The sequence below is a fragment of the Flavobacterium muglaense genome (assembly GCF_014305155.1).
In the GTDB taxonomy this organism is placed as follows: Bacteria; Bacteroidota; Bacteroidia; order Flavobacteriales; family Flavobacteriaceae; genus Flavobacterium; species Flavobacterium muglaense.
The window spans coordinates 48,947-73,665 of sequence record NZ_JACRUK010000007.1; the positions used below are offsets into that span (position 1 = coordinate 48,947).

The following is a 24,719-nucleotide window of genomic DNA, read 5'->3' on the forward strand; positions in this document are numbered from 1 at the left end:
ATGGCAAAGGCAATAAAGAAACAAGCATTAGGAAGAGGATTATCAGCATTATTAAAGGATCCGGAAAACGATATAAAATCAGTTGACGATAAAAATGCAGATAAAGTTGTAGGGAATATTATTGAGCTTGAAATTGATGCGATAGAAATTAATCCTTTTCAACCTAGAAGCAACTTCAATGAGGAATCATTGCGAGAATTAGCCACTTCGATCAAGGAATTAGGAGTAATCCAACCTATTACTGTACGTAAATTAGACTACAATAAATACCAATTAATCTCTGGAGAGCGTCGTTTACGCGCTTCGACTTTAGTAGGCCTTACTACCGTACCTGCTTATATTCGAATTGCAAACGATAATGAATCACTGGTAATGGCATTAGTTGAAAACATTCAACGTCATGACTTAGATCCTATCGAGATTGCGCTTTCATACCAACGATTGATTGATGAAATTCAATTAACACAGGAACAAATGAGTGACCGTGTTGGTAAAAAGCGATCAACTATTGCCAATTATTTAAGACTTTTAAAACTAGACCCGATTATCCAAACAGGAATTCGCGACGGTTTCATTAGTATGGGGCATGGACGTGCCATCATCAATATTGAAGATCTTGACATACAAACTGATATTTATCAAAAAATTGTAATTCAAAATCTTTCGGTACGAGAAACAGAAGCATTGGTCAAAAAATACCATGAAAGTTTAAGACCTAAGCCTGCAACCCCAATTAAAGCTACTTCTTTCGAGGTAGATGAAGCGCAAAAAAAGGCGTTTTTCACTTATTTTGGAAACAAAGTAGACATCAAAGTTGCTGGAAATGGTAAAGGAAAAATAACAATTCCGTTTCAATCTGAAGACGATTTAAACAGAATGATCGATTTAATAAAAGGATAGTGTATAAAGGTATTTCCATAGTAATTCTTTTTCTATTTTTAACAAATGCATCTGTTTTTGCACAAGCAAAAAAAGATGCATTTGTTACAGTAAAAGACACTTTAAAACCAAACAATATTGATCCGCTTACGCCTGCCAAGGCTGCATTCTACTCGGCTATTTTACCGGGTTTAGGACAAGCGTACAATAAAAAATACTGGAAAATTCCACTAGTATACGGAGCAATTGGAACGAGTCTTTATTTTTATATTGATAGTAATAAAAAATACCATCAATACAGAGACGCTTACAAACGTAGACTTGAAGGGTATACAGATGACAATTATTCCTACCTTGATGATTCTCGATTAATTACAGGCCAAAAATTCTACCAAAGAAATAGAGACTTATCTGCTTTATTTGTAGTAGCCTTTTATGCCTTAAACATCATTGACGCTAATGTTGACGCAGCATTATTACAGTTCAACGTAGACGAAAACTTATCATTAAAACCTACAGTTTACCCAAATGATGTAACATTTAGACCAAATGTAGGTCTAACTATTAATTACAATTTTTAGAGGATCCATACACTTACTAGATACTCTACTCTTTTTTAATTTATAAAAAAATCAAAAACAAATGAAAATTGCGCTATTAGGATATGGTAAAATGGGTCAAGTAATTGAGCGAATTGCTCTAGAAAGAGGCCACGAAATTGTTTTAAAAAAAGACGAACACAATACTTACGAAGGCTTATCAAATGCTGATGTAGCAATAGACTTTAGTATCCCAACTGCAGCTGTAAACAATATTTCAATTTGTTTTCAATCTAATGTACCAGTAATCTCAGGAACAACAGGTTGGCTGGAGCATTATGATGAGATGGTCGCTTTGTGCAAAGAAAAAAACGGAGCCTTTATATCCAGTTCAAACTTTAGTCTTGGGGTTAATATTTTCTTTGAACTAAACGAATATTTAGCCAAAATGATGTCTAAACTAGACAGCTATAGTATTGACATGGAAGAAATTCACCATACTCAAAAACTAGATGCACCAAGCGGAACTGCTATTTCATTAGCCAAAGGCGTAATTGAAAACAGTCAATATACTAATTGGACATTAAATAAACCAAATACAAACGAAATTCATATCGAAGCCAAAAGAATCGGTACTGTTCCTGGAACGCATACCGTTGCTTACAACTCTGTTGTAGACAGCATCGAAATAAAACATACCGCACACAGCAGAGAGGGTTTTGCACTTGGAGCTGTTATTGCCGCTGAATGGATCGTAGGGAAACAAGGCGTTTTTTCTATGAAAGACGTATTAGATTTAAAATAAAAAAAATATCGATTTAAGGTTACGGTAACACAACACTTTAAATCTTACAATTAAAATAATAAAATTATGACACTATATCATTGGTTTGTGTTCTTCTTATTCATCCAAATTGTCCACTTTGTAGGAACATGGAAGTTTTATGAAGCTGCTGGAAGAAAACGTTGGGAAGCTGCAATACCCGTTTATAACGCCATCATTTTAATGAAAATAATCGGTAGACCAAGTTGGTGGACTGTATTGCTTTTCATTCCTATTATTAATCTAATCATCTTTCCTGTAATCTGGGTAGAAACATTAAGAAGCTTTGGCAAACGATCTACTTTAGATACTTTTCTAGTTATCATAACCTGCGGACTGTACCTCTATTACATCAATTATACAGCCAAGCTAAGCTACATTGCAGATAAAAACGAACGCTCAGAAAACAAAACAACAAGCACAGTAAGCTCATTACTTTTTGCCATCGTTGTAGCTACAATAGTCCACACCTATTTTATACAACCGTTTACCATCCCTACTTCATCTTTAGAAAAATCTCTTTTAATAGGCGATTTCCTTTTTGTAAGTAAGGTCAATTATGGAGCTCGCGTCCCTATGACTACCGTAGCATTGCCTATGGTTCATGACTCAATTCCGCTTACCAAGAAAAAATCATACTTGAACTGGCCTCAATTGCCTTATTTAAGACTACCAGGCATCGAGGACATCAAGCGTACGGACATCGTGGTATTTAACTGGCCGGTTGATACAGTTCATTATTTCTTTGAACCAAAAGGAAGACCAGGCGTTTTTAAACCTATTGACAAAAAATCAAACTACGTAAAACGTTGCGTAGGAATTCCTGGAGATAGCTTATCAGTAAAAGACGGTATCGTGTACATCAATGGTAAAGTATTGCAATTACCAGAACGTGCTAAACCGCAATTCTCATATACTGTTGTAATGGATGGTAAAACACCTATTGATTTTGAATACCTATTAAAGGATATGAATATCACAGATCAGGTGTACATAAAAAACGAACAATCAAAAGATACTTTACTATTTAGAGCTTTAACAGCTGCTGGGGCCGAAAGACTGAAAAACGTTCCCGGAATAATAGCAGTAACTAGAGAAATAGCAAAAACACCAGAGGCAGGTATATTCCCGCACAACACAAACTGGAATCAAGACAACCTTGGGCCAATATACATTCCGCAACAAGGAAAAACAGTAGCACTAAACGCTAAATCGTTACCGTTTTACGAGCGCATCATCACTGATTATGAAACAGCAGACAATGGAGATAAAAATGATTTAAAGGTGACTGGTAATGAAATTCGCCTAAACGGACAAGTTGTAACGAGCTACACTTTTAAGCAAAACTATTACTGGATGATGGGAGACAATCGTCACAACTCTGAAGATAGTAGATATTGGGGATACGTACCCGAAAACCATATTGTAGGTAAACCAATATTCATTTGGATGAGTTGGGATACTAATGGAAAAGGAATGAATAAAATTCGTTGGGATAGAGTTTTCACCACCGTTAGTGGTGAAGGACAACCACAATCATACTTTAAGTACTTCTTGATCTTCTTGGCCGTATTCTTTGCTGGAGAATATTTTTGGAAAAAAAGAAAAGAAAACAAAGCATAAATAAAAAATTTTAAAGTCTAAGGTTTAAAGTCACCAACCACTTTAAACCTTACACTTTAAATACAATAACGAATGACTACCCTACTTCACCCTACTTATTTTCCATCGATTAGTCACTTTGCAGCCATGCTTCAAGCAGATGATCTATGCTTTGAAATAGAAGATAATTTCCAGAAGCAAACCAATAGAAACCGAACGTACATCTACAGTCCGAATGGAATTCAAATGCTTAATATTCCTATCAAACATTCAAAAACAAACCATCAAAAGACAAAGGAAATACAACTCGATACGGATTTTGATTGGCAAAAACAACATTACAAATCACTAGAAGCAGCTTATCGTAGTTCGCCTTTTTTTGAATACTTTCAAGATGATATTCGATTCATTTTTGAAAAAAAATACACCTATTTACTCGATTTAAACTGGGATACCTTAGAGGTAATAAAACAATGTTTACGTCTTCAACTAGACTTTTCTACAACTACCGAGTACTTTCACGAAGCAGATCAAAATACGATTACCGATTTCAGACACTTAGTTGATGGTAAAAAAGACCCGTCACAGTTTGAAAAATACACACAAGTATTTGATGATAAATTTGGATATATCAACAACCTAAGCGTACTCGATTTATTATTTAATGAAGGGAAGTTCGCAATTGACTATTTAAAAAATCAACTGTTACAACCGCAATAACAACTAAGATTAAAGCGCAAGCTTTACCATTACAGGATAATGATCTGAATTATCAAAATCTGAAAAGCTTTCGAATTTTTTTACTGTCATTTTTTCATCAGCGAATATGTAATCTATTCTCGCAGGATAATACTTGAACTTATAGGTTTGTCCAAAGCCAGTACCAGCTTCCTCAAAACTATCTTTTAGCGTCCCCTTAATATTGCGATACACATAAGAAAAAGCACTATTATTCATGTCTCCGCAAATAATGACAGGATATTCACATTCCTTTTTATGCTTTTGCAAAATCTCTGCTTGCTGCTGTTGCTGTTTAAAGGCTTTACTCATTCTAATGAGCATCATTTGTGATTTGTTTTGATTAATCACATTTATATTCTCCGATATCTCATCAACATCTGGCGTAATCTTAATGGATTGCAGGTGCATATTATAAACCCGAATAATGTCCTTTCCTTTCTTAATATCTGCATAAACGACCGCATTATTAGAGTTAGGAAATACAATATCACCTTGATTGATTATTGGAAATTTAGAAAATATCGCCTGACCTGTTTTAATCTTGTTCCCTTCCATAAAAATATACTTATAGCGGTATACTTTTAAATCAATATTAGCCGAAGTGGAATACTCTTGAATACACAATATATCAGGATTTTTATCATTGATAAAGGACACGATATCACCCGCCACATCATCTTTATCGATCCATTTAAATAAATTAAACAACCGCACATTATAGCTCATTACAATAAAATCTTTTTCATCCTCTGGATATTCCTTAGCCGAGAATTTATAAAACTTATTAATAAAAGTAATTCCCATTAGAAGAACTAGGCCAGACAGAATCATTCGTTTTTTAAAAAGCAATCCCCAATAGACAAAAAACAAACCATTGAGTATAAAGAACAAAGGCATTACAAGCGTTAGTACCGAAAGAATAGGAAATAGCTTAGGAGCTAAAAAAGGGAGCACGTAGGCCACAAATGTAACAACCGTAAGAACAATGTTTAAAAAAAACATCCCTTTATTGAACCATGAAAGGTTTTTCATATTCGTTTATTCAAATTAATTATTGCAGTTACTTTTAAACGTTAGGCATCATAACTTAGTTACCAAAACCACTATAAAAGTACTATTTCCCAGCTTTAAACAAAAATTCTTTTTCGTCCTTTGTCAAACTATCATATCCCGATTGACTAATTTTATCCAAAATCTCATCAATTTGCTGTTGATTTCTATCTTTTGTAATAATTTTAGAGACTGGTTTTGAAACTGGTTTTCCTGCTTTTGTATAATTTTTATGTACTTTTTTGAAAGGCGTTTTAGAAGACTTACCAAATAAATTAGTGAAAAAATCAATAATCGTGCTCATAGCCACGCTTAAATCGGTGCCATTTTGCAGTAATTTTACATATAGAAACCCTAAAAATGCTCCCGCTAAATGCGAAATATGACCACCCATATTTTCGATTCTAAACTGCATTAAATCCAAGATTAGAATAACAGCAGTAATATGCCATAGCTTTACATTACCCATTAGCAACAAACGCACATTCATCAATGGCTGATAAGTGGTAACTGCTACTAAAATTGCCATTATAGCAGCTGATGCACCTACAATTGAAGCTGTTAAATTTAGAAAATAATACCCACCAACAAAGCAAATACCCGCAAATACAGCACTTAAAAAATAGAGCCCTAAATATTGTTTTTGAGTAAAAAAAGTTAAAAACAAACGGCTTGAAAAATGCAACACCATCATATTAAAAACAAGGTGCCAAAAACCGTCATGAAAAAACGCATAAGTTAAAAACGTCCACGGTTTAACTAGAAAATCCACAGGATTAGTAGACAAAGCTACCAAACTCGGAAAGTCAAAACCACCTAATTTATAATTATAAAAAAGGACTAATGAAACCAAGAAACACCCCACATTCCAATAAATCAATCTATTGGCAATCCCTCCTACTTTGTATTGTAATTTTATATCGTCTAGAATATTCATTTATCGTATTTAGATTTTATTTCGATCATTTAAACTAATTCCAACGATTTCCGTTGAACTGATTTTTTTTCCAATACCACATAATCAAAAATCCAAATAACGCGCCACCAACATGAGCAAAATGAGCTATTCCAGGTCCTCCGCTTCCAAAAATGGATTGTCCAGAAACTCCCAAATACAAATCAATCAATACCAATCCAGGCACAAAATACTTCGCTTTAATTGGGATAGGAATAAACATCAAAGACAACTCGGCATTCGGAAACATATATGCAAATGCTACAATGATACCATAGATCGCCCCAGATGCTCCCACGACAGTACCCATGTAGGCACTTATAAAATTCTGAAAACCGGGACTATTTAAAATTGGAACGATCTCATTGCTTCCTTTTCCATTTAATACAGCCAAAACTTCGGTTTTTGAAAAACCTTGTTCTATCAGTGTATTCATTCCTTCATTAAAAAAGTAATAATTAATTCCTGTATGCAACAAGGCAGCACCTAAACCACAAGAAATGTAGAAAAACAAAAACTTTTTTCCACCCCAAAAATGCTCTAAAGCAGATCCAAAGGAGTACAAGGCAAACATATTGAAAAAGATGTGCATCAATCCACCGTGCATAAACATATGCGTGATAGGTTGCCAGAACTGAAAATTACTATTCTCAGGAAAATACATCGCTAACATTTGATAGGCCGCATCTCCAACTATTTGTGTTCCTATAAAAAACAGAACATTAATTATAATTAACTGTTTTACCGTTTCGGTTACATTTCTCATATTGCAAATTTTTTATCTAGATCTTCCACACGCATAGTGATGAAAGTTGGTTTTTGAAAAGGAGACACATTAGGATCTTTGCATGCAAAAAGTCCGTTTACTAAATTCTCCTGTTCTTTTATTGAAAGCGTTGTTCCTGTTTTCACGGCTAAACTTTTAGCCATCGACTTAGCTATCGTATCATTTTGACTAAAGCTACTTTCAGGAATTCCGTCTTGCAAATCACTCAATAATTGCTCTAATACCATCGAAACTTCGCTTTCGGTAATATTCACCGGAATACCCGAAATCACTACATGATCAGTATTTCCATCTTCGAAAACAAAACCTGTATTAACAAGTGACAGCTTCAAATCTTCGATAAGCTCCATTTCACCCGAAGAGAAAAACAAGTCTAACGGAAACAACAATTGCTGACTTGATGCTTGCTGCACCGTCATATTAGTCAAAAACTGCTCATACAACACCCTTTGATGTGCACGTTGCTGATCAACAATAACCATTCCTGATTTAATTGGTGACACTATGTATTTTTTATGAATTTGATACGAATTATGAACCGCTTGCTCTACTTCTTCGTCATTAAACAAAGAGCCTGTCACTTCATCGGTTTCAAATGAAAAATCGGCATTACTCGTAAAAACATCTGTATCTTGCTTTAGACCTACGTACAAGCTTTCCCAATTAGCAGTTGGCTCCGGTTTTTTATAACTTGAATAATGTTTATTTACCTTATCATCAGAGAACGGATTAAAACTACGATCCACTTGTATCGTGGGAGTTTCCCCTTCTAAATCTTTATAACTATAAGGCGTATCTAGATTAGCGTCACGATCAAAATCCAAAATTGGCGCTACATTAAACTGCCCCAAACTATGCTTGATAGTTGCTCTTAAAATAGCATATAAAGCATGCTCATCATCAAACTTTATTTCAGTCTTAGTAGGGTGAATATTAATATCAATGGTATTAGGTGGTACGTTTAAGTACAAAAAATAACTGGGTTGTGCTCCATCTTTTAAAATTCCATCATAAGCCGCCATAACTGCATGGTGCAAATAACCACTTTTAATAAAACGATCATTGACAAAGAAAAACTGCTCTCCTCTATTTTTTTTGGCAAACTCAGGTTTACTAACAAATCCTTCGATCGTTACGATTTCGGTACCTTCTTGAACAGGAACCAGTTTTTCGTTCATTTTTCCCGAAAAAATAGTGACAATACGCTGACGCAAACTCGACATAGGTAAGTTGAACATCTCGCTACCATTATGATAAAACGTAAAATAAATATTAGGATGTGCCAATGCTACACGTTGAAACTCATCAATAATATGGCGGTACTCGACCGTATCTGATTTCAAAAAATTACGACGGGCAGGAATATTAAAAAATAGGTTTTTTACTGCAAATGAAGTTCCTTGTGGCAACACCGCTACTTCTTGAGAGACAAACTTACTCCCTTCGATAACAATCTGAGTTCCTAATTCGTCTTGTGCTTGTTTTGTTTTCATTTCAACATGCGCAATCGCAGCTATCGAAGCCAAAGCCTCGCCGCGAAACCCTTTTGTACCTAATGAAAATAAATCTTCGGCCAAGCGAATTTTGGATGTAGCATGACGTTCAAAACACAAACGCGCATCCGTCACACTCATTCCTTTACCATTATCAATAACCTGGACTAATGCTTTACCGGCATCCTTGACAATTAGTTTAATGTCAGTGGCTCCAGCATCAACAGCGTTTTCAAGCAACTCTTTAACTACCGAAGCAGGTCTTTGAACCACTTCTCCAGCAGCAATCTGGTTCGCAACATGATCAGGAAGTAATTGGATTATACTAGACATTAATACATTTTAAATTTAAGATTTCATTTTTTTTTCAAGTCTTTAAAACCATAAGCACAAATTTAATGAATTTCTACTCGGTTTTACAGACGACTACATCATAAATAAAACAAAAAAAACCTATACCGCCTTGAGAACAGTATAGGTTTCATCCTTAATTATTTACTTATTACTCTTCTAATTTCAAAGGCAAATCTTCGATTTGTAATTGACCAGAAGGCAACAACGCTTGTTTTTGATACTCATGAGTTAATGAAGCTTGCTGACGAATAAAAGCCATTTTGATAGCAGCAATAGCTGCTTCAGTACCTTTATTTCCATGAATTCCACCACTTCTATCTAGAGATTGTTGCATTGTATTATCAGTAAGTACACAAAAGATAACCGGAATGTCCGTTTGAACATTTAGGTCTTTTATCCCTTGAGTAACACCTTCGCATACAAAATCAAAATGTTTAGTTTGGCCTTGAATAACACAACCTATAGCAATAACAGCATCTACGTTTTGCGTTTGCAACATTTTTTTACAGCCATAAATAAGCTCAAAGCTTCCAGGTACGTTCCATCTAATAATATGCTCAGCTGGCACTTCATTTTCTAAAAAAGCTTCATAAGCTCCTTTAAACAAACCTTCAGTAATCTCTTCATTCCATTCAGCTACCACTACTCCAAAACGAAAATCTTTCGCTTTTGGAACGGTGTTTTTATCATAAACGGATAAATTTTTATTTACAGTTGCCATTTTATTTTTTTGTTTTCAGTTAGAAGTTTTCAGTAAATTACTGAGATAACCCAATCAAACCATCAACAGTAGACGCTTCTGGAGAGGCGTCAAAGTTTTCTTTAATATCTGTGAAATATTTCAAAGCTTCTTCTTTATTTCCTAAAGCCAAAGCTGTTTTACCTGCTTTCAATAAAAAACGAGGCGTAGTAAAGTCATTTTTATTAACTGCTACTGCTTTTATATAATTTTCTAATGCTTCTTTTGGTTGCTTCTTTTGAGAATATGCATCACCAATAGCTCCTTTTGCCAAAGCACCTAAAACCATATCTTCTGACTCAAATTTACCTAAATACTGAATTGCTTCATCGTATTTTCCAGTATTTAAGAAAGCCATACCTGCATAGTAATTAGCTAAATTACCTGCATCAGTACCTGAATACTCATCGGCTAATTTAATGAATCCAAACTTACCTTCTGATCCATTTAACGATAATTTATAAAGAGAATCACTCGCTACACCATCAGTTGCTTTTTGAAAATTTTGTTGTGCAACAAACATTTCATTAGCAGCGTCGTTTTGTTTTGGCTCAGCAATAAATTTTTGATACCCTAAGTAACCAATAGTTACCAAAGCTACAGCACCTACAATTCCGATGATGATTTTTTGATTTCTAGCAACAAAATCTTCCGTTCTAGAAGCAGTTTCGTCTAATTTTGAGAATACTTCAGCAGTTGTACTATCTGTATCGTCAACAATTATTTCTTCAACCGTATCTTTTACTTCTTTCTCTTTCGGTGCTTTATATCCTCTTTTATTATAAGTAGCCATTTAAATTTAATTTAGTGAACCGCAAAAATAAAATTTTTATTCAAACCGACGCAAAAAAAAAGGATTTTTATAATTATATTAAAAAAAATAAGTTTTCTACCTCCAATTAGGAAATTCAAAACTTGAAAATTTTCCAACAGAAAAGCGTTAAAAGCCCAGATATATGGATATTTTTCAATAATTTGCACCCACTTTTAAAACAAGTCCAAAAAACAACAAACTCCTCAATACCAGCAAGCCTTACACAATGTATTTAAAAAAAATATCCTTATTCAATTATAAAAACTTTTCGGAAGCCAATTTTGAGTTTGATGGGAAAATAATTTGTTTTGTGGGTAAAAACGGAATCGGAAAAACAAATGTACTAGATGCCATCTATCATTTAGCCTACGGAAAAAGTTATTTCAACCCTTTGGCCGTGCAAAACATAAAGCATGGTGAAGAATTCTTTGTAATTGATGCCGAGTTTATAAAAAAAGAACGCGCCGAGCAGGTAGTTTGCAGTTTAAAAAAAGGACAAAAAAAAGTATTAAAACGCAATGGCAAAGCCTACGATAAATTCTCCGATCATATTGGATTCATTCCGCTAGTGATCATTTCTCCAGCAGATAGAGATTTAATTGTTGAAGGAAGCGAAACCAGACGTAAGTTTATGGACAGCGTCATTTCACAACTTGACCCCCATTATTTACAACAGTTGATACAATATCAAAAAGTAATGAGCCAGCGCAATGCTTTACTGAAGTATTTTGCCTTAAATCATGTTTTTGAAAACGATACGTTATCCATCTATAATGAGCAACTCGACCGTTTTGGTTCTTATATATTCGAAAAAAGAAAAGAATTCATAGCTGAGTTTATTCCAATTTTTAACGCGCATCATCACGCGATTACAGACTCTCAAGAAACGGTACAACTGGTTTACGAAAGTCATCTATTCGAAAAAGAATTACTTAGCCTTTTAAGAGAAAGCATCAACAAAGACCGCGCTTTACATTACACTAGTGTAGGTACCCATAAAGACGATCTATCATTTGAAATCGATGGTCATCCTATCAAAAAATTTGGATCACAAGGACAGCAAAAATCATTTCTGATCGCTTTGAAACTCGCTCAGTTTGAGTTTCTAAAAAAACAAAGTGGCGTAAAACCTATTTTATTATTCGATGATATTTTTGACAAATTAGACGAAACTAGAGTTTCAAAAATCATAGCAATGGTCAATAGCGACACCTTCGGACAATTATTCATTTCAGACACACATCCTGAACGAACAGAAGCAATTGTAAAATCGACCTTGCAATCCTACACCATATTCAATCTATAATTTGTAGCAGTCCACAGAACATCTCTTTGATAAATTAATTAAATTAGCTTTCTCAATCCAAAACACCTAAATATGAAACTTTTCAAAATTTTAGCATTCGTATTATCCCTAAGCATTTTAGCTTGTAATGGTCAAGCCTCCAAAGAAATCAAGAATATTGATGCTCCAGCATTTGCCGAAAAAATAAAAAACACACCAAACCCACAAATCTTAGACGTACGTACGCCCGAAGAATACGCTACAGATCATATCTCAGATGCCAAAAACATCAATTGGTTGGGAGACAGCTTCGTGGCTGACGTTGCAAAACTGGATAAAACAAAACCCGTTTTTGTCTACTGTAAAAGCGGAGGACGAAGTGCCAAAGCCACAGAAAAACTAAACGAATTAGGTTTTACGACTATATATGAACTTCAAGGAGGTTTCTTAAAATGGGATGCTGCCGGACTTTCTAAACCCCTAGACAAAATTGTAGGATTGAGCAGTGAGCAATACAAAGCGTTACTAAATACCGACAAAAAAGTATTAATTGATTTTTATGCTGAATGGTGTGCGCCTTGCAAAAAAATGGCCCCTTACCTTGCCAAAATGGAAACCGAATTAAAAGACAAAGTGGTAATCATTCGACTAAATGCAGACGAGAACAAAACAATCATGCAAGAATTGAAAATCGAAGAGCTACCTACTTTATTAGTTTATAAAAACAATGAAGTACAGTGGAAACATACTGGATTCATTACTGAACAAGATTTAAGAAAACAACTAAACTAACCAAAATGGTAGCAGAAGAAAGTTTACAATTCCTGGAAGATTTAAAAGCCAATAACAATAGAGAGTGGTTTCAAGAAAACAAAAAACGATACGACGCTTTTAAAAAAGACTACCATCAACTAGTTACTAGTTTTCTTGATGCTATGAAACCATTAGACCCAGCACTTGAAATGCTGGAAGTTAAAAAATGCACTTTCAGGATCAATAGAGACATCCGATTCTCTAAAGACAAATCACCTTATAAATCACATCTTGGCATCTGGCTTTCTTCTGGTTCCAAAGGCTACAATCGTTCTGGATACTACGTTCATCTCGAAAAAGGAGCGAGTTTTGTAGCTGGTGGTTTTTACGCCCCTGAAGCGGATGATTTAAAAAAGGTTCGAAAAGAAATCGCTTTCTTCCACGAAGATTTGGAAGAAATACTTAATGAAAAACAGTTCAAAAAAGTGTTTGGCGGTTTTGATAGAAATGAAAAAAGCACGCTTAAAAATCCACCCAGAGGATACGACAAAGAGCATCCAGCTATAGAATTATTAAAATTAAAAAGCTTTGAAGCATTGCAAAGAATTGATATCTCCGAAGCCTTAGACAAAGATTTTGTAAGCAACACTGTCAAAAAACTAATCCTTTTAAAACCATTGAACGAGTTTATCAATAGAGCGTTAACAACCGACGAATTCTAAATGGAATGAAAAAAAGAAAAATACTTTTTTTAGGCGAAACCTACAGAGCCGATGCACAAACATGGATCAAGGGGTTAGAAGAATTTGGCAATTTTGACATCATTAGCTGGGAATTAAAAACACCTAGTAACGGGCTCTACAATAGAGTCATTCGATTATTCGAATTTGCTTTTTCGATTTTTACAATAAAAAAAATCATTCAAAACCAACAGCCCGACATGATAATTGCCGAGAGAACAACCAGCTACGGTTTTCTAGCAGCCTTATCAAAACTACAACCCATAGCAATTGCACAACAAGGCCATACCGACTTATGGCCCGAAAACTCTTTACTGTACCCCTTAAAAAAAGCAATTCAGCGACATGCTTTTAAAAAAGCGACATTGATACACGCTTGGGGCTCGTCCATGGCTGCATCTATGTCCAAAGTTCCAGTAGATCCTGCTAAAATAATGATCCTTGCTAAGGGCATTAATTTAAAATTATTTAACAACAGTACTAGCAGCAATCCCACAGATCAAATTTTCGCTATTGTCACACGATCTTTATTACCCGAATACCGCCACGATATCATCTTGAAAGCATTTGCCATTTTAGACCAAAAAGGAATTCCATTTCAACTCACCTTTGTGGGTCATGGAACAGAGTATGATGCCTTAAAAACGCTTGCGCAAAATTTAAACATCGCATCCAAAGTGCGCTTTACAGGAAGAATCCCCTATCAAGGATTACCACCATTGCTACAAGCGAGCAATTACTACATCAGCATGCCAATTACCGAAGGTGTTTCGGCTTCATTGTTTGAAGCTATGGCAACAAATTGCTACCCCATTATTACCAATATACCTGGCAACAGCAGCTGGATCACAGATCGCAAAAACGGACAACTGATTACCGTAGACGATTTCAAATCATTAGCCGATGAACTGATCTGGGCCCACGAAAATCCAGAATTTCGCAATACGGCCATCAATTACAATCACAAACTAGTAACGGAAAATGCTGATTACAGTCGTAACATGAGAATCATAGCCGATACCTACCACAAATTGATCAATAATAAAACTCAGATTTAGCAAGCCATAAACAGTATCTACCACATTATACTACTAAACAAACCAAACCCTAAATTAAATTTGCAAATTAATTATCTTGCATATCTAACCATAATCGAGTACCAATACATTTTAATTCTTACTTTTGGAGTTGGAATACAATATTAAAAAAAGAACTTTCTTCCATGGAAATACAACATAATTTCTCTTTAAAAAACTACAACACTTTTGGAATCGAAGCTAAAGCTAGTCAATTTGCAAGTGTACACTCCATAGCCGACTTACAATCTATTTTAGAACAAAATCCTACTGAAAAAAAATTCATTCTAGGCGGTGGTAGTAATATGTTATTGACCCAAGACATACAAGCCTTAGTGATACATATTGATTTGAAAGGAAAGAAAGTTATTGAAGAAAACGACGATTATGTTTGGGTAGAAAGTCAGGCTGGTGAAAACTGGCATGAATTTGTATTATGGACCATCGCACAAAATTTTGGCGGATTAGAAAATATGTCTTTAATCCCAGGTAATGTAGGCACAACGCCTGTTCAAAACATAGGTGCCTATGGAACTGAAATCAAAGACACCTTTGTTTCGTGCCAAGCCATGACCATAGAAAACCAAGAATTGAAGCGATTTACTAAAGAAGAATGTAAATTTGGCTACCGTGAAAGTGTGTTTAAAAACGAAGTAAAAGACCAATATATCATTACATCGGTAGTTTTTAAATTGACCAAACGCAACCATAAAATCAACACTTCATACGGAGATATTTTGGGCGAATTAGAAAAAAACAACATCAGCACTCCTACTCTAAAAGAGGTGAGTAATGCCGTTATAACCATCCGTAAAAGCAAACTACCCGATCCCAAAGAACTAGGAAATAGCGGTAGTTTCTTCAAGAATCCTATCCTTTTGAAAACAACATTCGAAAAAATAAAAGCACAATTTCCAGAAATGAAATACTACGACATTTCTCCAACCGAGGTAAAAGTTCCGGCAGGATGGCTTATAGAACAGGCCGGTTTTAAAGGAAAACGTTATGGAGATGCAGGAGTACATAAAAACCAAGCCCTAGTACTAGTGAATTATGGAAACGCAACCGGGCAAGAAATCCTAGCTGTTTCTAGAAACATACAAGAGACCATTTTCAAAACCTTTGGAATTCATATTGAGGCCGAAGTCAATGTAATTTAGTTATTTTTTTTTCGAATACTAATCTCTCATACTTTATACCAAGATGTACACACCCGCTACTTACAAGAACGAAAACCAAGCCGAAATCAAACAATTTCTACAAGAAAATAGTTTTGGCTTATTGATCAATCAAGCAAATAGCAAACTGTGCGCCACTTACATTCCGCTTGAACTGTCTACAAATGCAGCCGGAATCGAAGTCTTAGAAGGGCATATTGCCAAGGAAAACCCGCAATGGAAAGGTTTTGCCGAAAACGACGCCGTATTAGCCGTTTTTACTGGACCACACAGTTACATATCATCTTCTTGGTACGACCATGAAAATGTACCTACTTGGAATTATATTGCGGTTCATGTTTATGGAAAAATAAGAATAGTTGAAGGTGATGCCGTTCTAGCATCGCTAAAAAAACTCGTAGACAAATACGAGCAAAACAGTGCAAACCCAATCCAGGTCGAAAACTTATCCGATCGCACCATGAGACAAGTACGCGGTATAGTCGCTTTTGAAATTGAAATAACCGAAATCCAAGCGACCAAAAAACTATCTCAAAACAGAGATGATAAAAATTACGAAAACATCATCAACGAACTACAAAACACTCCAGAAACTGGAGCAATTACAATAGCAAATGAGATGAAAAAATGTCCGCGATAATTAATCATAAATTTCATAACTTATAATTTACTATTCCTAATTGTATTCATACCTTTGCAGATGATTTAAAAACACATTAAACTCTGATGCTTATACTGATTCTTTACTTTTTTATTTTTATTGTTTTTCTACAAGTTTTGTATTATTTAGTTGTTTTTGGGAAATTCGCTTTCGCAAAAGCGCAACAAACAACAGCCAAAAAAATCTCTATTTCCGTTATTGTATGTGCTAAAAACGAAGAGGAAAACGTTGCGAAATTCATTCCTATACTTGCTGAACAAGACTACCCTGATTTTGAAATAGTCTTGATTGACGACGCCTCTAGTGACAATACTCTGGAAGTTTTTGAAGCCTTCGAAAAGCAGTACTCCAATATTCGATTAGTAAAAGTAGAAAACAACGAAGCCTTTTGGGGAAATAAAAAATACGCCTTAACGCTAGGTATAAAAGCCTCTAAGAAAGATTATTTACTTTTTACTGATGCGGATTGCTACCCCACTTCAAAGGACTGGATCACTGCCATGAGCTCTCAGTTTACTATGCAAAAAACTATTGTTTTAGGTTATGGCGGCTACGAACGAATTGCCAATTCGTTTTTAAACAAATTAATTCGATACGAAACTTTACTGACCGCTATCCAATATTTTTCATGGGCAAAAGTTGGCCGCCCCTATATGGGAGTAGGTCGAAATTTAGCCTATAAAAGGGAAGAATTTTTCAATGTAAATGGTTTCATAAACCACATTCAAGTGCGCTCTGGAGACGATGATTTATTCATTAACGAAGCAGCTACCGCCAAGAACACTGCAATTAGCTTCACACCCGAAAGTTTTACTTATTCAAAACCAAAAACAACTTACAAAGACTGGCTCATTCAAAAAAGACGTCATATTGCAACGGCAGGTCACTATAAAACATTCGATCAATTTCAATTAGGAACCTTTTATTGTACCCAATTATTATTTTTCGTTTTATCCATTATCTTATTGAGTTTTCAATTTGAGTGGATCATTGTGCTCTCTATTATCTTTGTACGCTATTTATGTGCTTGGATTGTAGTAGGCTGTTCAGCAGGAAAATTAAAAGAAAAAGATTTAAAATATTGGTTTCCTATCGTAGAATTAATACTTATATTCACGCAGATTAATATTTTTATCACTAATCTATTCTCAAAACCAGTCAATTGGAAATAGCAACTCAAATCGAAAAAGCAAAAAAAGGAGATCAAACCGCCTTTACTTTTCTCTTGAATTATTATTGGAACGAAGTATATGGTTTCATGCTAAAACGCACGGAAAACGAAACCAATGCTGAGGACATTACCATTGAAACATTTGCAAAAGCATTTGATAAAATAGCATCTTACAATCCTGAATTTCAATTCAACACTTGGCTAATAAGCATTGCTAAAAACGTACATATTGATTTATTGCGCAAAAAAAAATCCAGCCTTTTTGTAGAAATCACTGACAAAGAAGATCAAAAAGCATACAATATTGCAGATACCACCCCATCTGCAGAAGATGAGCTGATCACAGAGCAAAATTTATCACAGCTCTTGCGCTACATCAAAGAATTGAAACCACACTACCAAGAGGTCATACAATTGCGTTATTTTCAAGAAATGAGTTACCAAGAGATAGCCAATGCCATTAACGAACCATTGACAAATGTCAAGGTTAAATTACTTCGCGCCAAAAAACTATTGGCCGAAATCATAACGAATAAGAGGTAAATCCAAAATTTTAAACTAAACTCTGCTTACTCCATAAATCAAAATACTTACCGTTTTTGGCTAATAAATCCAGATGATTTCCTTGCTCAATTACTGTTCCATTTTCCATCACCAATATAGTGTCTGCATTAGCTATGGTACTCAAACGATGTGCAATAACGATAATTGTTTTACCTTTTAATTTAAAATCATCAATCACTTTCTTTACTATACTTTCGGCATTAGTATCCAGCGATGAAGTTGCTTCATCCATTAATAGAACTTCGGGATTCTTATACAATGCTCTGGCAATTGCAATTCGTTGTTTTTGTCCACCTGATAGCATTGCACCATTTTCACCTATTTGTGTCCCAAATCCATTAGGAAGTTTCTCTACAAATTCAGTAATACCTAACTCTTTTGATAAATCTAAAATGCGTTGCATGTTAGGAAAAGAATCTCCCAAAGCGATATTCTCGATAATATTACCTGAAAATAAATTAAGCTGTTGTGGTATCACTCCAATACAATTACGTAAACTTTGATAATGAATGAATTGAGCATCATAATCACCTATATAAATTTTCCCTTCTTTAATTGGATATAAATTTTGCAACAATGAAATCAAAGTGGTTTTACCGCTACCACTTTCTCCAACAATTGCAGTAGTTTCGTTTTTCTTAAAAATAGCGTTAAAATCCTTGAAAACTTCAGTTCTAGAACCGTAACGAAAACTTACATTTTCAAATTTAATATCGCCAATATTTTCTCTTTGTAACTCTACTTTATTCTCGGTTTCTTCCCTTTCTAGATCCATTATTTCAAAAAGTCTATCGGCAGCAATCAAGGCATTTTGAGCCGTTTTATTCATCCCTATTAATGAAGCCACAGGAGAAGTAAAATAACCAATTAAAGCATAAAAAGAAAACAATTCTCCCGGAGTGATGGCTCTATCAATTACATAACCAGAACCAATCCACATTAGAATAACGGTAAAAATGGATGCCAAAAATTGTGTAGATGTACCTGCAAAAATGCTATTCAAACCTGATTTATAAGTTGTAAACAGCAATTTCACAAACTTATTCTCTGTTTTTAGATTGGAAAATTCCTCTATACCAAATTCTTTTACGGTTCTGATATGAGTCACACTCTCTACCAATTGCGTTTGCAATTCGGCTGCGTTTTCCATAATAGTTCGTTCTACTTTTTTATTGAATTTATTCAAAATAAAATAAATCAAGGCATAAAACGGAATCACCAGTAAAATCACCAAAGCTAATTTCCAGTAATAAGTAAACATTAATGTAAACGAGAAAATAACAATAAATACATTTACAATCATATCAATGGCGACTTCGTTGATAAAGGATCTAATCTTTACGGCATCATTTATTCGTGAAGTGATTTCCCCAATTTGCATGGTGTCAAAAAAACGTTGTGGCAAATGCAGTAAATGTTTGTAATACCCCAAAATCAATTTAGCATCAATCAACTGACCAGTTTTCATCACAAAAACACTCTTTTTTGAACCTATGTAGGCTTGCAGTAAAATAATGGCAATCATCGAAATACTCAATAAGTTTAGTAGTTTTCTGTTGCCGTCAACTAATACGTAATCAGTAATTTTTTGAATGTAAATGGACATAGCTAGACCCTAAACAGTAAATAGTATTGCACCAACTAGTGCTTGTACTAGAATAGTTTTATGTGGCTGTACTAAATGCCAAAATCGAGTTATGGGAGAAACTTTGTCATTATAAGTTCTAAAATCATCATTGGGCGCGAAAAGTATCAGCACACCGGTCCATATTTTTTGAAACTCTTCAAAAGTATAGGTTTCCATACGCCCATAGGCAGGATCCATAGCCGTAATTTTTGATAGACTTTCTACTTTTGCTTTTTCCACCTTGTAGATAACAATATAATGATGCAATTGCTCTTTTACCACCACATGCGCAATGGCAGGAAGCGGAATTTTATCTATAGCATCTAAGCCTCCTTTAACACCTTTAGCCGAAAAACCCATTTTTTCAGCAGCTTCTATAATCCCGAGAACATTAGTCCCTCGTTTATCCGTATTGGCGTATTGACGTATTCTCGCTATTGGCAGATTAACTTTGTAATGATTTCCAATAGAAGCGAGACAAGCTGCACCACAATCTTTAATATCATGTTGTTTTATTTTTATAGAAGCCATTAATATTAGATAGGTAAATGAGGAAGTCCTTCCTCTGAATTAGAATAATATTTTAGATACTTTTAAAATCTACTGCTTTTTAAGTAATTTGTTTTGGGTTGAGCCAATCATCTACTTTATCGAACAGTAAATCATACAAACTTCTTCTTGTTATAATGTAACGAGTAGTAAGTGTCATCCCTTTGGAAACATTGGTTTTGTAGCCTGACTGCAAATGCATTTCAGTAGTATTCATTGCGCAACGTACTTTAAAAAAAGCTTGTTCCCCTTGTATGGTAATATTACGATCTATATCAATTACATTTCCTTCTAGTAATCCCCACTGGTTATAATTGAAAGCATCAATTTGGAATTTTACCTTTTGATTTTTTCGTATTAAACCAATATCGTTTGGAGAAACAGTACTTTCTACAATTAGTTTGTCTGTAGCCGAAATAGTAGCTATAGACTGGGAAGCATTCAAAAAGGAACCCACTTGTATCCCTGAGAAATTCTCAATAGTTCCAGAAACTGGGGCAATTACAACATAATTTTTAGCCTCTACATTTATTTTCTGGAGTGTACCGTTAAGATTTTTGAGTTGCTCTTCTAATCCTCTTTTTTTGTTTTGCCACTGACTGCGCTGACTTTTTTCTAATCCTGCTAATGCTTGTGTAGCAGAGGTATAATCAAAACTGAATTTCTCGAATTCGGCTTTGGCAATAATTCTTTTATCATACAATTTTCTGTTGCGATCATAGCCTATTTTGGCTTGGTCTATTTTGCTTTGCAGTTCATCAAGTTGACTTGCATAACTATACCACTCTTGTTGTACTACGGGAGTTTTAAGATTATTGCTTTTACCCAAAACTACTAACGATAAATCACGAACGTGATCTTGTAAATCTCTTGAAAGATCTTGGTTAGTGGCTTTCTCTGTATTGAGGTTTTCTTGTGTGATTTGAATAAGCGTATCACCTTTTTGCACGACACGATTATTTTTTAGATTGACAAAAGTCACTTTACCATTGACTAAGCTGGTTAGTGGCACATTATCTGTGGTAGAGCGAACCATGCCGCGACTCTGGCTGCTGATGTCTATCTTGATTATGGGCAATAATACCAGAAAAACAAGTATAGCCAATACCAATACCAAGTAAATAGAAAGACTCTTGGTTTTGTTTTTGGCGATAAGGTTTTCTCGGGTGTTTATGGGGTCTGAACTGAGGTTTAGGTTCAAATTATAATTTTATAAAGTTAAATGTTAAAAATCAATATTATTAACTACTAAATCAAGCATATAAAAAGCAGTGCAATTTTATTCACACTGCTTTCAACATTCTAATCTACTACTTTGAAAAATAATTACTTATAAATTATTAAATAATTTAAAAGACGATATAACAAAATCCCAATCATAATTGAAATCAAAATCATAATTATTTTTTTTGCTTTATGTTTCATTTGAATTAATTTTCAATTAAAGTATTTTAAATATGCCCTGTCACTCCATGTTGAGCATCAGATTCCATTGCATTACCTAAAACAGCAGCCATATCTCCTAACCATGAGAAAAAAGCTCTAGTCAATCGATCTCCACCTGTAATAGTTTCTAATTCTTCTATTTGTAAATCTACGATATTAATCTCTAAATTGTTCATTTTTTTTAAATTTTAAATTATTTTCTTCCTTTATTATATGCAGCATTAAAAGCCTCCACGTTACCATCCCAATCTTCCACTATACCATACAGAAAAGACCCTGCTGCAGCGCTAAGTAACCACCCTACATAAGGATTACCTCCATCAACTTCTGTCGCTTCCTGAACATTAAGCTCTACTAAATTCAAATTTTCTACATTCATTTTTTATGTTCTTAAAATTATACATTTATTCCAGTAACAAATGGTTTTCTCGAGAATTCCTTTTCAACTTCTTTTTAGCATTCTTTCAACGGCCCCTGCTAAATCCATAATTGCTGTATTTTTTTAAGGGTTATAAATTAGCTATAACAATCCCTTGTGCTCTGTTTTTTTTAAAGGGTTACAAAACAGCTGTAGCAATTCCCTTTTGATTGGCCAATACTTTTAGAAAAATGATTTTGCTTTAAAGTAACGTCTTACCAGAAAACTAGATCACTTTTCTGATGTCAAAACTAGAGTAAGAAGAGCTTCCCTGCAAACTATGTATATCGGAATTCATGAATTTCGATAGGGAATTCATGAATTTCGATAGGGAATTCAGGAATACCTGATCAAAAAAATACATAATATATTGATTTTCATGCATTTAATTAATAGTCCAAAAATAATAAAAATGCTATACTATTTAACATCATTTGCGTAATTGGTTTATTTTTGTAAAAAATAAACCAATGTATAAACTTCATTTACACAAAACACTTCTTATATTTCTTCTTCCATTTCTATTATTAGCACAATCACAAAAAAAAGATGGAACAAAACTTACTTATGATGAATTGAAAAATTTGTACTTTGAGAACGACATTAAACCTAAAAAGCAAATTGAATATGCTGCTTCGTATTTGAAAAAAGCAAAAAGTGAAAATAATTTAGTTCAAAAAGCAAAAGGGTATTATCTCTGCTCTCTGTTACAGGAACCAAAGAAAGCCATTGTATATCTTGATAGTTCCATTGCTTCCTCAAAGAATTCGAATGATATCAAATTTCCTGCTTATGCATATTCAGAAAAAGCATATGCTTTACAAAAGCAGTTCAAATTTAAAAATGCAATCGATAATTTTTTATTGGCAGAAAAAATCGCCAAAAAAACAATACCGATTTCTATTACAAAGTAAAATTTTCTATTGCTGCCCTAAGATCTGAAGAATTGGGAGAAGTTAATGAAGCACTAAAACTATATAAAGAGTGTTTAAATTATTATAAGGATAAAGAAACAAGAAGCTCTAAATATTCTTTTTCATACCAGCTCACAACTTTTGCACTTGCCGACGCTTACAAGGCTTTAAAACAAACTGACTCAGCAACCTATTATAACAACTTAGGCTACAAGGAATCAAAAATCACTAGAAACAGTAATCTTAATTGCCTATTTGTATTAAATGAAGGAGCCAACTTAATATTGAAAAAAAACTACAAATCGGCCTTAGATAGTATAGATAAAGCATTACCAAAAATAATTTTGCTTAATGACCAAGGAAATATTTTAGCTGCCTACTTTTACAAGGCTAAAACTTACGATGAACTTAAAATCAAAAATGAAGCAGTACTGAACTATAAAAAAGTCGATTCAATGTATAGTATAACCAAAAGAATCACTCCAGAATTCATGTCCGGTTATCCTTATTTAATAGACTACTACAAAGAAAAAAGTGATAAAGAAAACCAAATAAAGTATCTACAGAAGTACACTAATATTAATAAAACATTACAAAATAATTATAAAGAATTAAGTAAAAAACTAGAAATAGAATACGATATCCCTCATTTAATATCCGAAAAAGAATCATTAATAACATCACTTAAAAAAGAAAAGAAAAACTCTTATTGGGGTATTGGAGGCTTAATTCTAATTTCTTTTTCTGTAAGTAGCTTTGGCTATTACCAATACAAACTTAAAAAAACATACAAATCCCGATTCGAAAAAATTATAAATCGAGACAAAGTAATTAAAGAAAACTTCACAGATACAAACTCTAAAGCAACAGCTTCCGTACCAAACAATAAAAAAGAATTAGGTATTGCTGAAGAATTAGTAGCACAAATTATTGACAAACTCAATCAATTTGAAACAAAAAATGGTTTTTTACAATCTGATATAACTGTTCAAATACTTGCCGAAAAAACGCAAACAAATAGCAAGTATTTATCTAAAATTGTAAACAACTTCAAAGAAAAAACATTTACAAAATACATCAATGACTTACGCGTTGAGTACGCCATTAGAAAGTTACAACAAGATAAGAAACTGCAAAATTACACCATACAAGCACTCGCACTAGAATTTGGCTTTAATAATGCTGAATCTTTTTCAACAGCTTTCTACAAAAAAACAGGTATAAAACCAACTTACTTTATAGAAAACATAAACAAAACAAAATCAATTGATTAAACTTTAATTCATATCGTAATTCGGGAATTTCGACATATAACTATCTTTTTATTACACTTGTCTGACAATAATAATTTACATTTAGTACTTTAAAATAAAAACCAAAGTAAGATGAAAAACAACGAAAACAAAAAACTGAACTCAAAATTTAATTTAACAAAGATGAAAGTAGCCAAATTAAAGAATATTAACCACATCAATGGTGGATATAACCCCGGCAATGACTTAAGAACAATAACTGATATAGGAACCAAAGGGAATGGCGGAACCTTATAATCTTACCGATC

Annotated in this window: 25 protein-coding genes and 1 pseudogene; 16 read left to right on the plus strand and 10 right to left on the minus strand. The window is 34.0% G+C overall.

Annotation, left to right across the window (positions count from 1 at the left end):
* The 5 genes from H8R24_RS05020 to H8R24_RS05040 all read left to right on the plus strand — a co-directional run bounded on the left by H8R24_RS05020 (position 1) and on the right by H8R24_RS05040 (position 4,563).
* Positions 1 to 900, plus strand: coding sequence for a ParB/RepB/Spo0J family partition protein (locus H8R24_RS05020; RefSeq protein ID WP_187017482.1), 900 nt, complete (start codon positions 1 to 3; stop codon positions 898 to 900).
* Positions 900 to 1,460: a DUF5683 domain-containing protein gene (locus H8R24_RS05025; protein WP_187017481.1), complete on the plus strand. Its 561-nt coding sequence runs from the start codon at positions 900 to 902 to the stop codon at positions 1,458 to 1,460. Before H8R24_RS05020 ends, H8R24_RS05025 begins: the two co-directional genes overlap by 1 nt.
* A gap of 61 nt (positions 1,461 to 1,521) precedes the next feature.
* Positions 1,522 to 2,223: a 4-hydroxy-tetrahydrodipicolinate reductase gene (dapB, locus tag H8R24_RS05030; RefSeq protein WP_187017480.1), complete on the plus strand. Its 702-nt coding sequence runs from the start codon at positions 1,522 to 1,524 to the stop codon at positions 2,221 to 2,223.
* 66 nt (positions 2,224 to 2,289) lie between these two features.
* A complete protein-coding gene (gene lepB, locus H8R24_RS05035) occupies positions 2,290 to 3,864 on the plus strand; it encodes a signal peptidase I (protein ID WP_187017479.1) in 1,575 nt (524 codons plus the stop codon).
* A gap of 72 nt (positions 3,865 to 3,936) precedes the next feature.
* Entirely contained in the window at positions 3,937 to 4,563 is a 627-nt protein-coding gene (locus H8R24_RS05040; protein WP_187017478.1) for a WbqC family protein, read from the plus strand.
* A gap of 9 nt (positions 4,564 to 4,572) precedes the next feature.
* On the opposite strand, the gene H8R24_RS05045 is transcribed toward H8R24_RS05040, so the two are convergent.
* The 6 genes from H8R24_RS05045 to H8R24_RS05070 all read right to left on the minus strand — a co-directional run bounded on the left by H8R24_RS05045 (position 4,573) and on the right by H8R24_RS05070 (position 10,755).
* The gene (locus H8R24_RS05045) at positions 4,573 to 5,616 is read right to left on the minus strand and encodes an endonuclease/exonuclease/phosphatase family protein (protein ID WP_187017477.1); all 1,044 of its coding nucleotides are present in this window, start codon (positions 5,614 to 5,616) and stop codon (positions 4,573 to 4,575) included.
* A gap of 82 nt (positions 5,617 to 5,698) precedes the next feature.
* Positions 5,699 to 6,571 carry a rhomboid family intramembrane serine protease gene (locus tag H8R24_RS05050; protein WP_187017476.1) on the minus strand — a complete coding sequence of 291 codons (873 nt, stop codon included), beginning with the start codon at positions 6,569 to 6,571 and terminating at the stop codon, positions 5,699 to 5,701.
* 34 nt (positions 6,572 to 6,605) lie between these two features.
* On the minus strand, positions 6,606 to 7,355 hold the full coding sequence (locus H8R24_RS05055; RefSeq protein WP_187017475.1) for a rhomboid family intramembrane serine protease: 750 nt from the start codon (positions 7,353 to 7,355) through the stop codon (positions 6,606 to 6,608).
* A complete protein-coding gene (mutL, locus tag H8R24_RS05060; protein ID WP_187017474.1) occupies positions 7,352 to 9,202 on the minus strand; it encodes a DNA mismatch repair endonuclease MutL in 1,851 nt (616 codons plus the stop codon). The genes H8R24_RS05055 and mutL overlap by 4 nt, the downstream gene beginning before the upstream one ends.
* A 169-nt stretch (positions 9,203 to 9,371) precedes the next feature.
* Positions 9,372 to 9,944: a 6,7-dimethyl-8-ribityllumazine synthase gene (ribH, locus tag H8R24_RS05065; RefSeq protein WP_187017473.1), complete on the minus strand. Its 573-nt coding sequence runs from the start codon at positions 9,942 to 9,944 to the stop codon at positions 9,372 to 9,374.
* A gap of 37 nt (positions 9,945 to 9,981) precedes the next feature.
* On the minus strand, positions 9,982 to 10,755 hold the full coding sequence (locus tag H8R24_RS05070) for a tetratricopeptide repeat protein (RefSeq protein ID WP_187017472.1): 774 nt from the start codon (positions 10,753 to 10,755) through the stop codon (positions 9,982 to 9,984).
* 247 nt (positions 10,756 to 11,002) lie between these two features.
* Between H8R24_RS05070 and recF the strand changes: the two genes are divergently transcribed.
* The 8 genes from recF to H8R24_RS05110 all read left to right on the plus strand — a co-directional run bounded on the left by recF (position 11,003) and on the right by H8R24_RS05110 (position 18,183).
* The gene (recF, locus tag H8R24_RS05075) at positions 11,003 to 12,082 is read left to right on the plus strand and encodes a DNA replication/repair protein RecF (RefSeq protein ID WP_187017471.1); all 1,080 of its coding nucleotides are present in this window, start codon (positions 11,003 to 11,005) and stop codon (positions 12,080 to 12,082) included.
* 72 nt (positions 12,083 to 12,154) lie between these two features.
* Complete coding sequence (locus H8R24_RS05080; RefSeq protein WP_187017470.1) at positions 12,155 to 12,853, plus strand: thioredoxin domain-containing protein; 699 nt, start codon at positions 12,155 to 12,157, stop codon at positions 12,851 to 12,853.
* 5 nt (positions 12,854 to 12,858) lie between these two features.
* On the plus strand, positions 12,859 to 13,536 hold the full coding sequence (locus H8R24_RS05085; RefSeq protein ID WP_187017469.1) for a DUF2461 domain-containing protein: 678 nt from the start codon (positions 12,859 to 12,861) through the stop codon (positions 13,534 to 13,536).
* Positions 13,537 to 13,541: 5 nt separating this feature from the next.
* The gene (locus H8R24_RS05090) at positions 13,542 to 14,612 is read left to right on the plus strand and encodes a glycosyltransferase (RefSeq protein WP_187017468.1); all 1,071 of its coding nucleotides are present in this window, start codon (positions 13,542 to 13,544) and stop codon (positions 14,610 to 14,612) included.
* A 164-nt stretch (positions 14,613 to 14,776) separates the two neighbouring features.
* Positions 14,777 to 15,790, plus strand: a complete 1,014-nt coding sequence (murB, locus tag H8R24_RS05095) for a UDP-N-acetylmuramate dehydrogenase (protein ID WP_187017467.1) — start codon at positions 14,777 to 14,779, stop codon at positions 15,788 to 15,790.
* Between the two features lie 43 nt (positions 15,791 to 15,833).
* Positions 15,834 to 16,448, plus strand: a complete 615-nt coding sequence (locus H8R24_RS05100) for an FMN-binding negative transcriptional regulator (RefSeq protein WP_187017466.1) — start codon at positions 15,834 to 15,836, stop codon at positions 16,446 to 16,448.
* Positions 16,449 to 16,534: 86 nt separating this feature from the next.
* Positions 16,535 to 17,641 (plus strand): glycosyltransferase, encoded by a 1,107-nt coding sequence (locus H8R24_RS05105; RefSeq protein WP_187017465.1) that lies wholly within the window; start codon positions 16,535 to 16,537, stop codon positions 17,639 to 17,641.
* Positions 17,632 to 18,183, plus strand: coding sequence for an RNA polymerase sigma factor (locus H8R24_RS05110; RefSeq protein ID WP_187017464.1), 552 nt, complete (start codon positions 17,632 to 17,634; stop codon positions 18,181 to 18,183). The genes H8R24_RS05105 and H8R24_RS05110 overlap by 10 nt, the downstream gene beginning before the upstream one ends.
* Before the next feature lie 10 nt (positions 18,184 to 18,193).
* On the opposite strand, the pseudogene H8R24_RS05115 reads toward H8R24_RS05110, so the two are convergent.
* The 4 genes and pseudogenes from H8R24_RS05115 to H8R24_RS05130 all read right to left on the minus strand — a co-directional run bounded on the left by H8R24_RS05115 (position 18,194) and on the right by H8R24_RS05130 (position 22,205).
* A pseudogene (locus H8R24_RS05115) lies at positions 18,194 to 20,362 on the minus strand (peptidase domain-containing ABC transporter).
* Between the two features lie 79 nt (positions 20,363 to 20,441).
* Positions 20,442 to 21,581, minus strand: a complete 1,140-nt coding sequence (locus tag H8R24_RS05120; RefSeq protein WP_187017463.1) for an HlyD family secretion protein — start codon at positions 21,579 to 21,581, stop codon at positions 20,442 to 20,444.
* Between the two features lie 250 nt (positions 21,582 to 21,831).
* Positions 21,832 to 22,002 carry a hypothetical protein gene (locus H8R24_RS05125; RefSeq protein ID WP_187017462.1) on the minus strand — a complete coding sequence of 57 codons (171 nt, stop codon included), beginning with the start codon at positions 22,000 to 22,002 and terminating at the stop codon, positions 21,832 to 21,834.
* A gap of 17 nt (positions 22,003 to 22,019) precedes the next feature.
* Complete coding sequence (locus H8R24_RS05130) at positions 22,020 to 22,205, minus strand: bacteriocin (RefSeq protein ID WP_187017461.1); 186 nt, start codon at positions 22,203 to 22,205, stop codon at positions 22,020 to 22,022.
* 509 nt (positions 22,206 to 22,714) lie between these two features.
* Between H8R24_RS05130 and H8R24_RS05135 the strand changes: the two genes are divergently transcribed.
* The 3 genes from H8R24_RS05135 to H8R24_RS05145 all read left to right on the plus strand — a co-directional run bounded on the left by H8R24_RS05135 (position 22,715) and on the right by H8R24_RS05145 (position 24,708).
* The gene (locus tag H8R24_RS05135) at positions 22,715 to 23,158 is read left to right on the plus strand and encodes a hypothetical protein (protein ID WP_187017460.1); all 444 of its coding nucleotides are present in this window, start codon (positions 22,715 to 22,717) and stop codon (positions 23,156 to 23,158) included.
* A gap of 32 nt (positions 23,159 to 23,190) precedes the next feature.
* A complete protein-coding gene (locus tag H8R24_RS05140) occupies positions 23,191 to 24,432 on the plus strand; it encodes a helix-turn-helix domain-containing protein (RefSeq protein WP_187017459.1) in 1,242 nt (413 codons plus the stop codon).
* Positions 24,433 to 24,543: 111 nt separating this feature from the next.
* Positions 24,544 to 24,708, plus strand: a complete 165-nt coding sequence (locus H8R24_RS05145; protein ID WP_187017458.1) for a hypothetical protein — start codon at positions 24,544 to 24,546, stop codon at positions 24,706 to 24,708.
* The last annotated feature ends 11 nt before the right edge of the window (positions 24,709 to 24,719 follow it).

What these genes read in the sequence shown, in the direction of transcription:
- H8R24_RS05090 (WP_187017468.1), top strand. Translation starts at nt 13,542, where the DNA reads ATGAAAAAAAGAAAAATACTTTTTTTAGGCGAAACCTACAGAGCCGAT.
- H8R24_RS05085 (WP_187017469.1), top strand. Translation starts at nt 12,859, where the DNA reads ATGGTAGCAGAAGAAAGTTTACAATTCCTGGAAGATTTAAAAGCCAAT.
- H8R24_RS05135 (WP_187017460.1), top strand. Translation starts at nt 22,715, where the DNA reads ATGTATAAACTTCATTTACACAAAACACTTCTTATATTTCTTCTTCCA.
- H8R24_RS05125 (WP_187017462.1), bottom strand. Translation starts at nt 22,002, where the DNA reads ATGAACAATTTAGAGATTAATATCGTAGATTTACAAATAGAAGAATTA.
- H8R24_RS05040 (WP_187017478.1), top strand. Translation starts at nt 3,937, where the DNA reads ATGACTACCCTACTTCACCCTACTTATTTTCCATCGATTAGTCACTTT.
- H8R24_RS05105 (WP_187017465.1), top strand. Translation starts at nt 16,535, where the DNA reads ATGCTTATACTGATTCTTTACTTTTTTATTTTTATTGTTTTTCTACAA.
- H8R24_RS05145 (WP_187017458.1), top strand. Translation starts at nt 24,544, where the DNA reads ATGAAAAACAACGAAAACAAAAAACTGAACTCAAAATTTAATTTAACA.
- recF (WP_187017471.1), top strand. Translation starts at nt 11,003, where the DNA reads ATGTATTTAAAAAAAATATCCTTATTCAATTATAAAAACTTTTCGGAA.
- H8R24_RS05080 (WP_187017470.1), top strand. Translation starts at nt 12,155, where the DNA reads ATGAAACTTTTCAAAATTTTAGCATTCGTATTATCCCTAAGCATTTTA.
- murB (WP_187017467.1), top strand. Translation starts at nt 14,777, where the DNA reads ATGGAAATACAACATAATTTCTCTTTAAAAAACTACAACACTTTTGGA.
- H8R24_RS05020 (WP_187017482.1), top strand. Translation starts at nt 1, where the DNA reads ATGGCAAAGGCAATAAAGAAACAAGCATTAGGAAGAGGATTATCAGCA.
- H8R24_RS05070 (WP_187017472.1), bottom strand. Translation starts at nt 10,755, where the DNA reads ATGGCTACTTATAATAAAAGAGGATATAAAGCACCGAAAGAGAAAGAA.
- H8R24_RS05100 (WP_187017466.1), top strand. Translation starts at nt 15,834, where the DNA reads ATGTACACACCCGCTACTTACAAGAACGAAAACCAAGCCGAAATCAAA.
- mutL (WP_187017474.1), bottom strand. Translation starts at nt 9,202, where the DNA reads ATGTCTAGTATAATCCAATTACTTCCTGATCATGTTGCGAACCAGATT.
- ribH (WP_187017473.1), bottom strand. Translation starts at nt 9,944, where the DNA reads ATGGCAACTGTAAATAAAAATTTATCCGTTTATGATAAAAACACCGTT.
- H8R24_RS05130 (WP_187017461.1), bottom strand. Translation starts at nt 22,205, where the DNA reads ATGAATGTAGAAAATTTGAATTTAGTAGAGCTTAATGTTCAGGAAGCG.
- lepB (WP_187017479.1), top strand. Translation starts at nt 2,290, where the DNA reads ATGACACTATATCATTGGTTTGTGTTCTTCTTATTCATCCAAATTGTC.
- dapB (WP_187017480.1), top strand. Translation starts at nt 1,522, where the DNA reads ATGAAAATTGCGCTATTAGGATATGGTAAAATGGGTCAAGTAATTGAG.
- H8R24_RS05055 (WP_187017475.1), bottom strand. Translation starts at nt 7,355, where the DNA reads ATGAGAAATGTAACCGAAACGGTAAAACAGTTAATTATAATTAATGTT.
- H8R24_RS05045 (WP_187017477.1), bottom strand. Translation starts at nt 5,616, where the DNA reads ATGAAAAACCTTTCATGGTTCAATAAAGGGATGTTTTTTTTAAACATT.
- H8R24_RS05050 (WP_187017476.1), bottom strand. Translation starts at nt 6,571, where the DNA reads ATGAATATTCTAGACGATATAAAATTACAATACAAAGTAGGAGGGATT.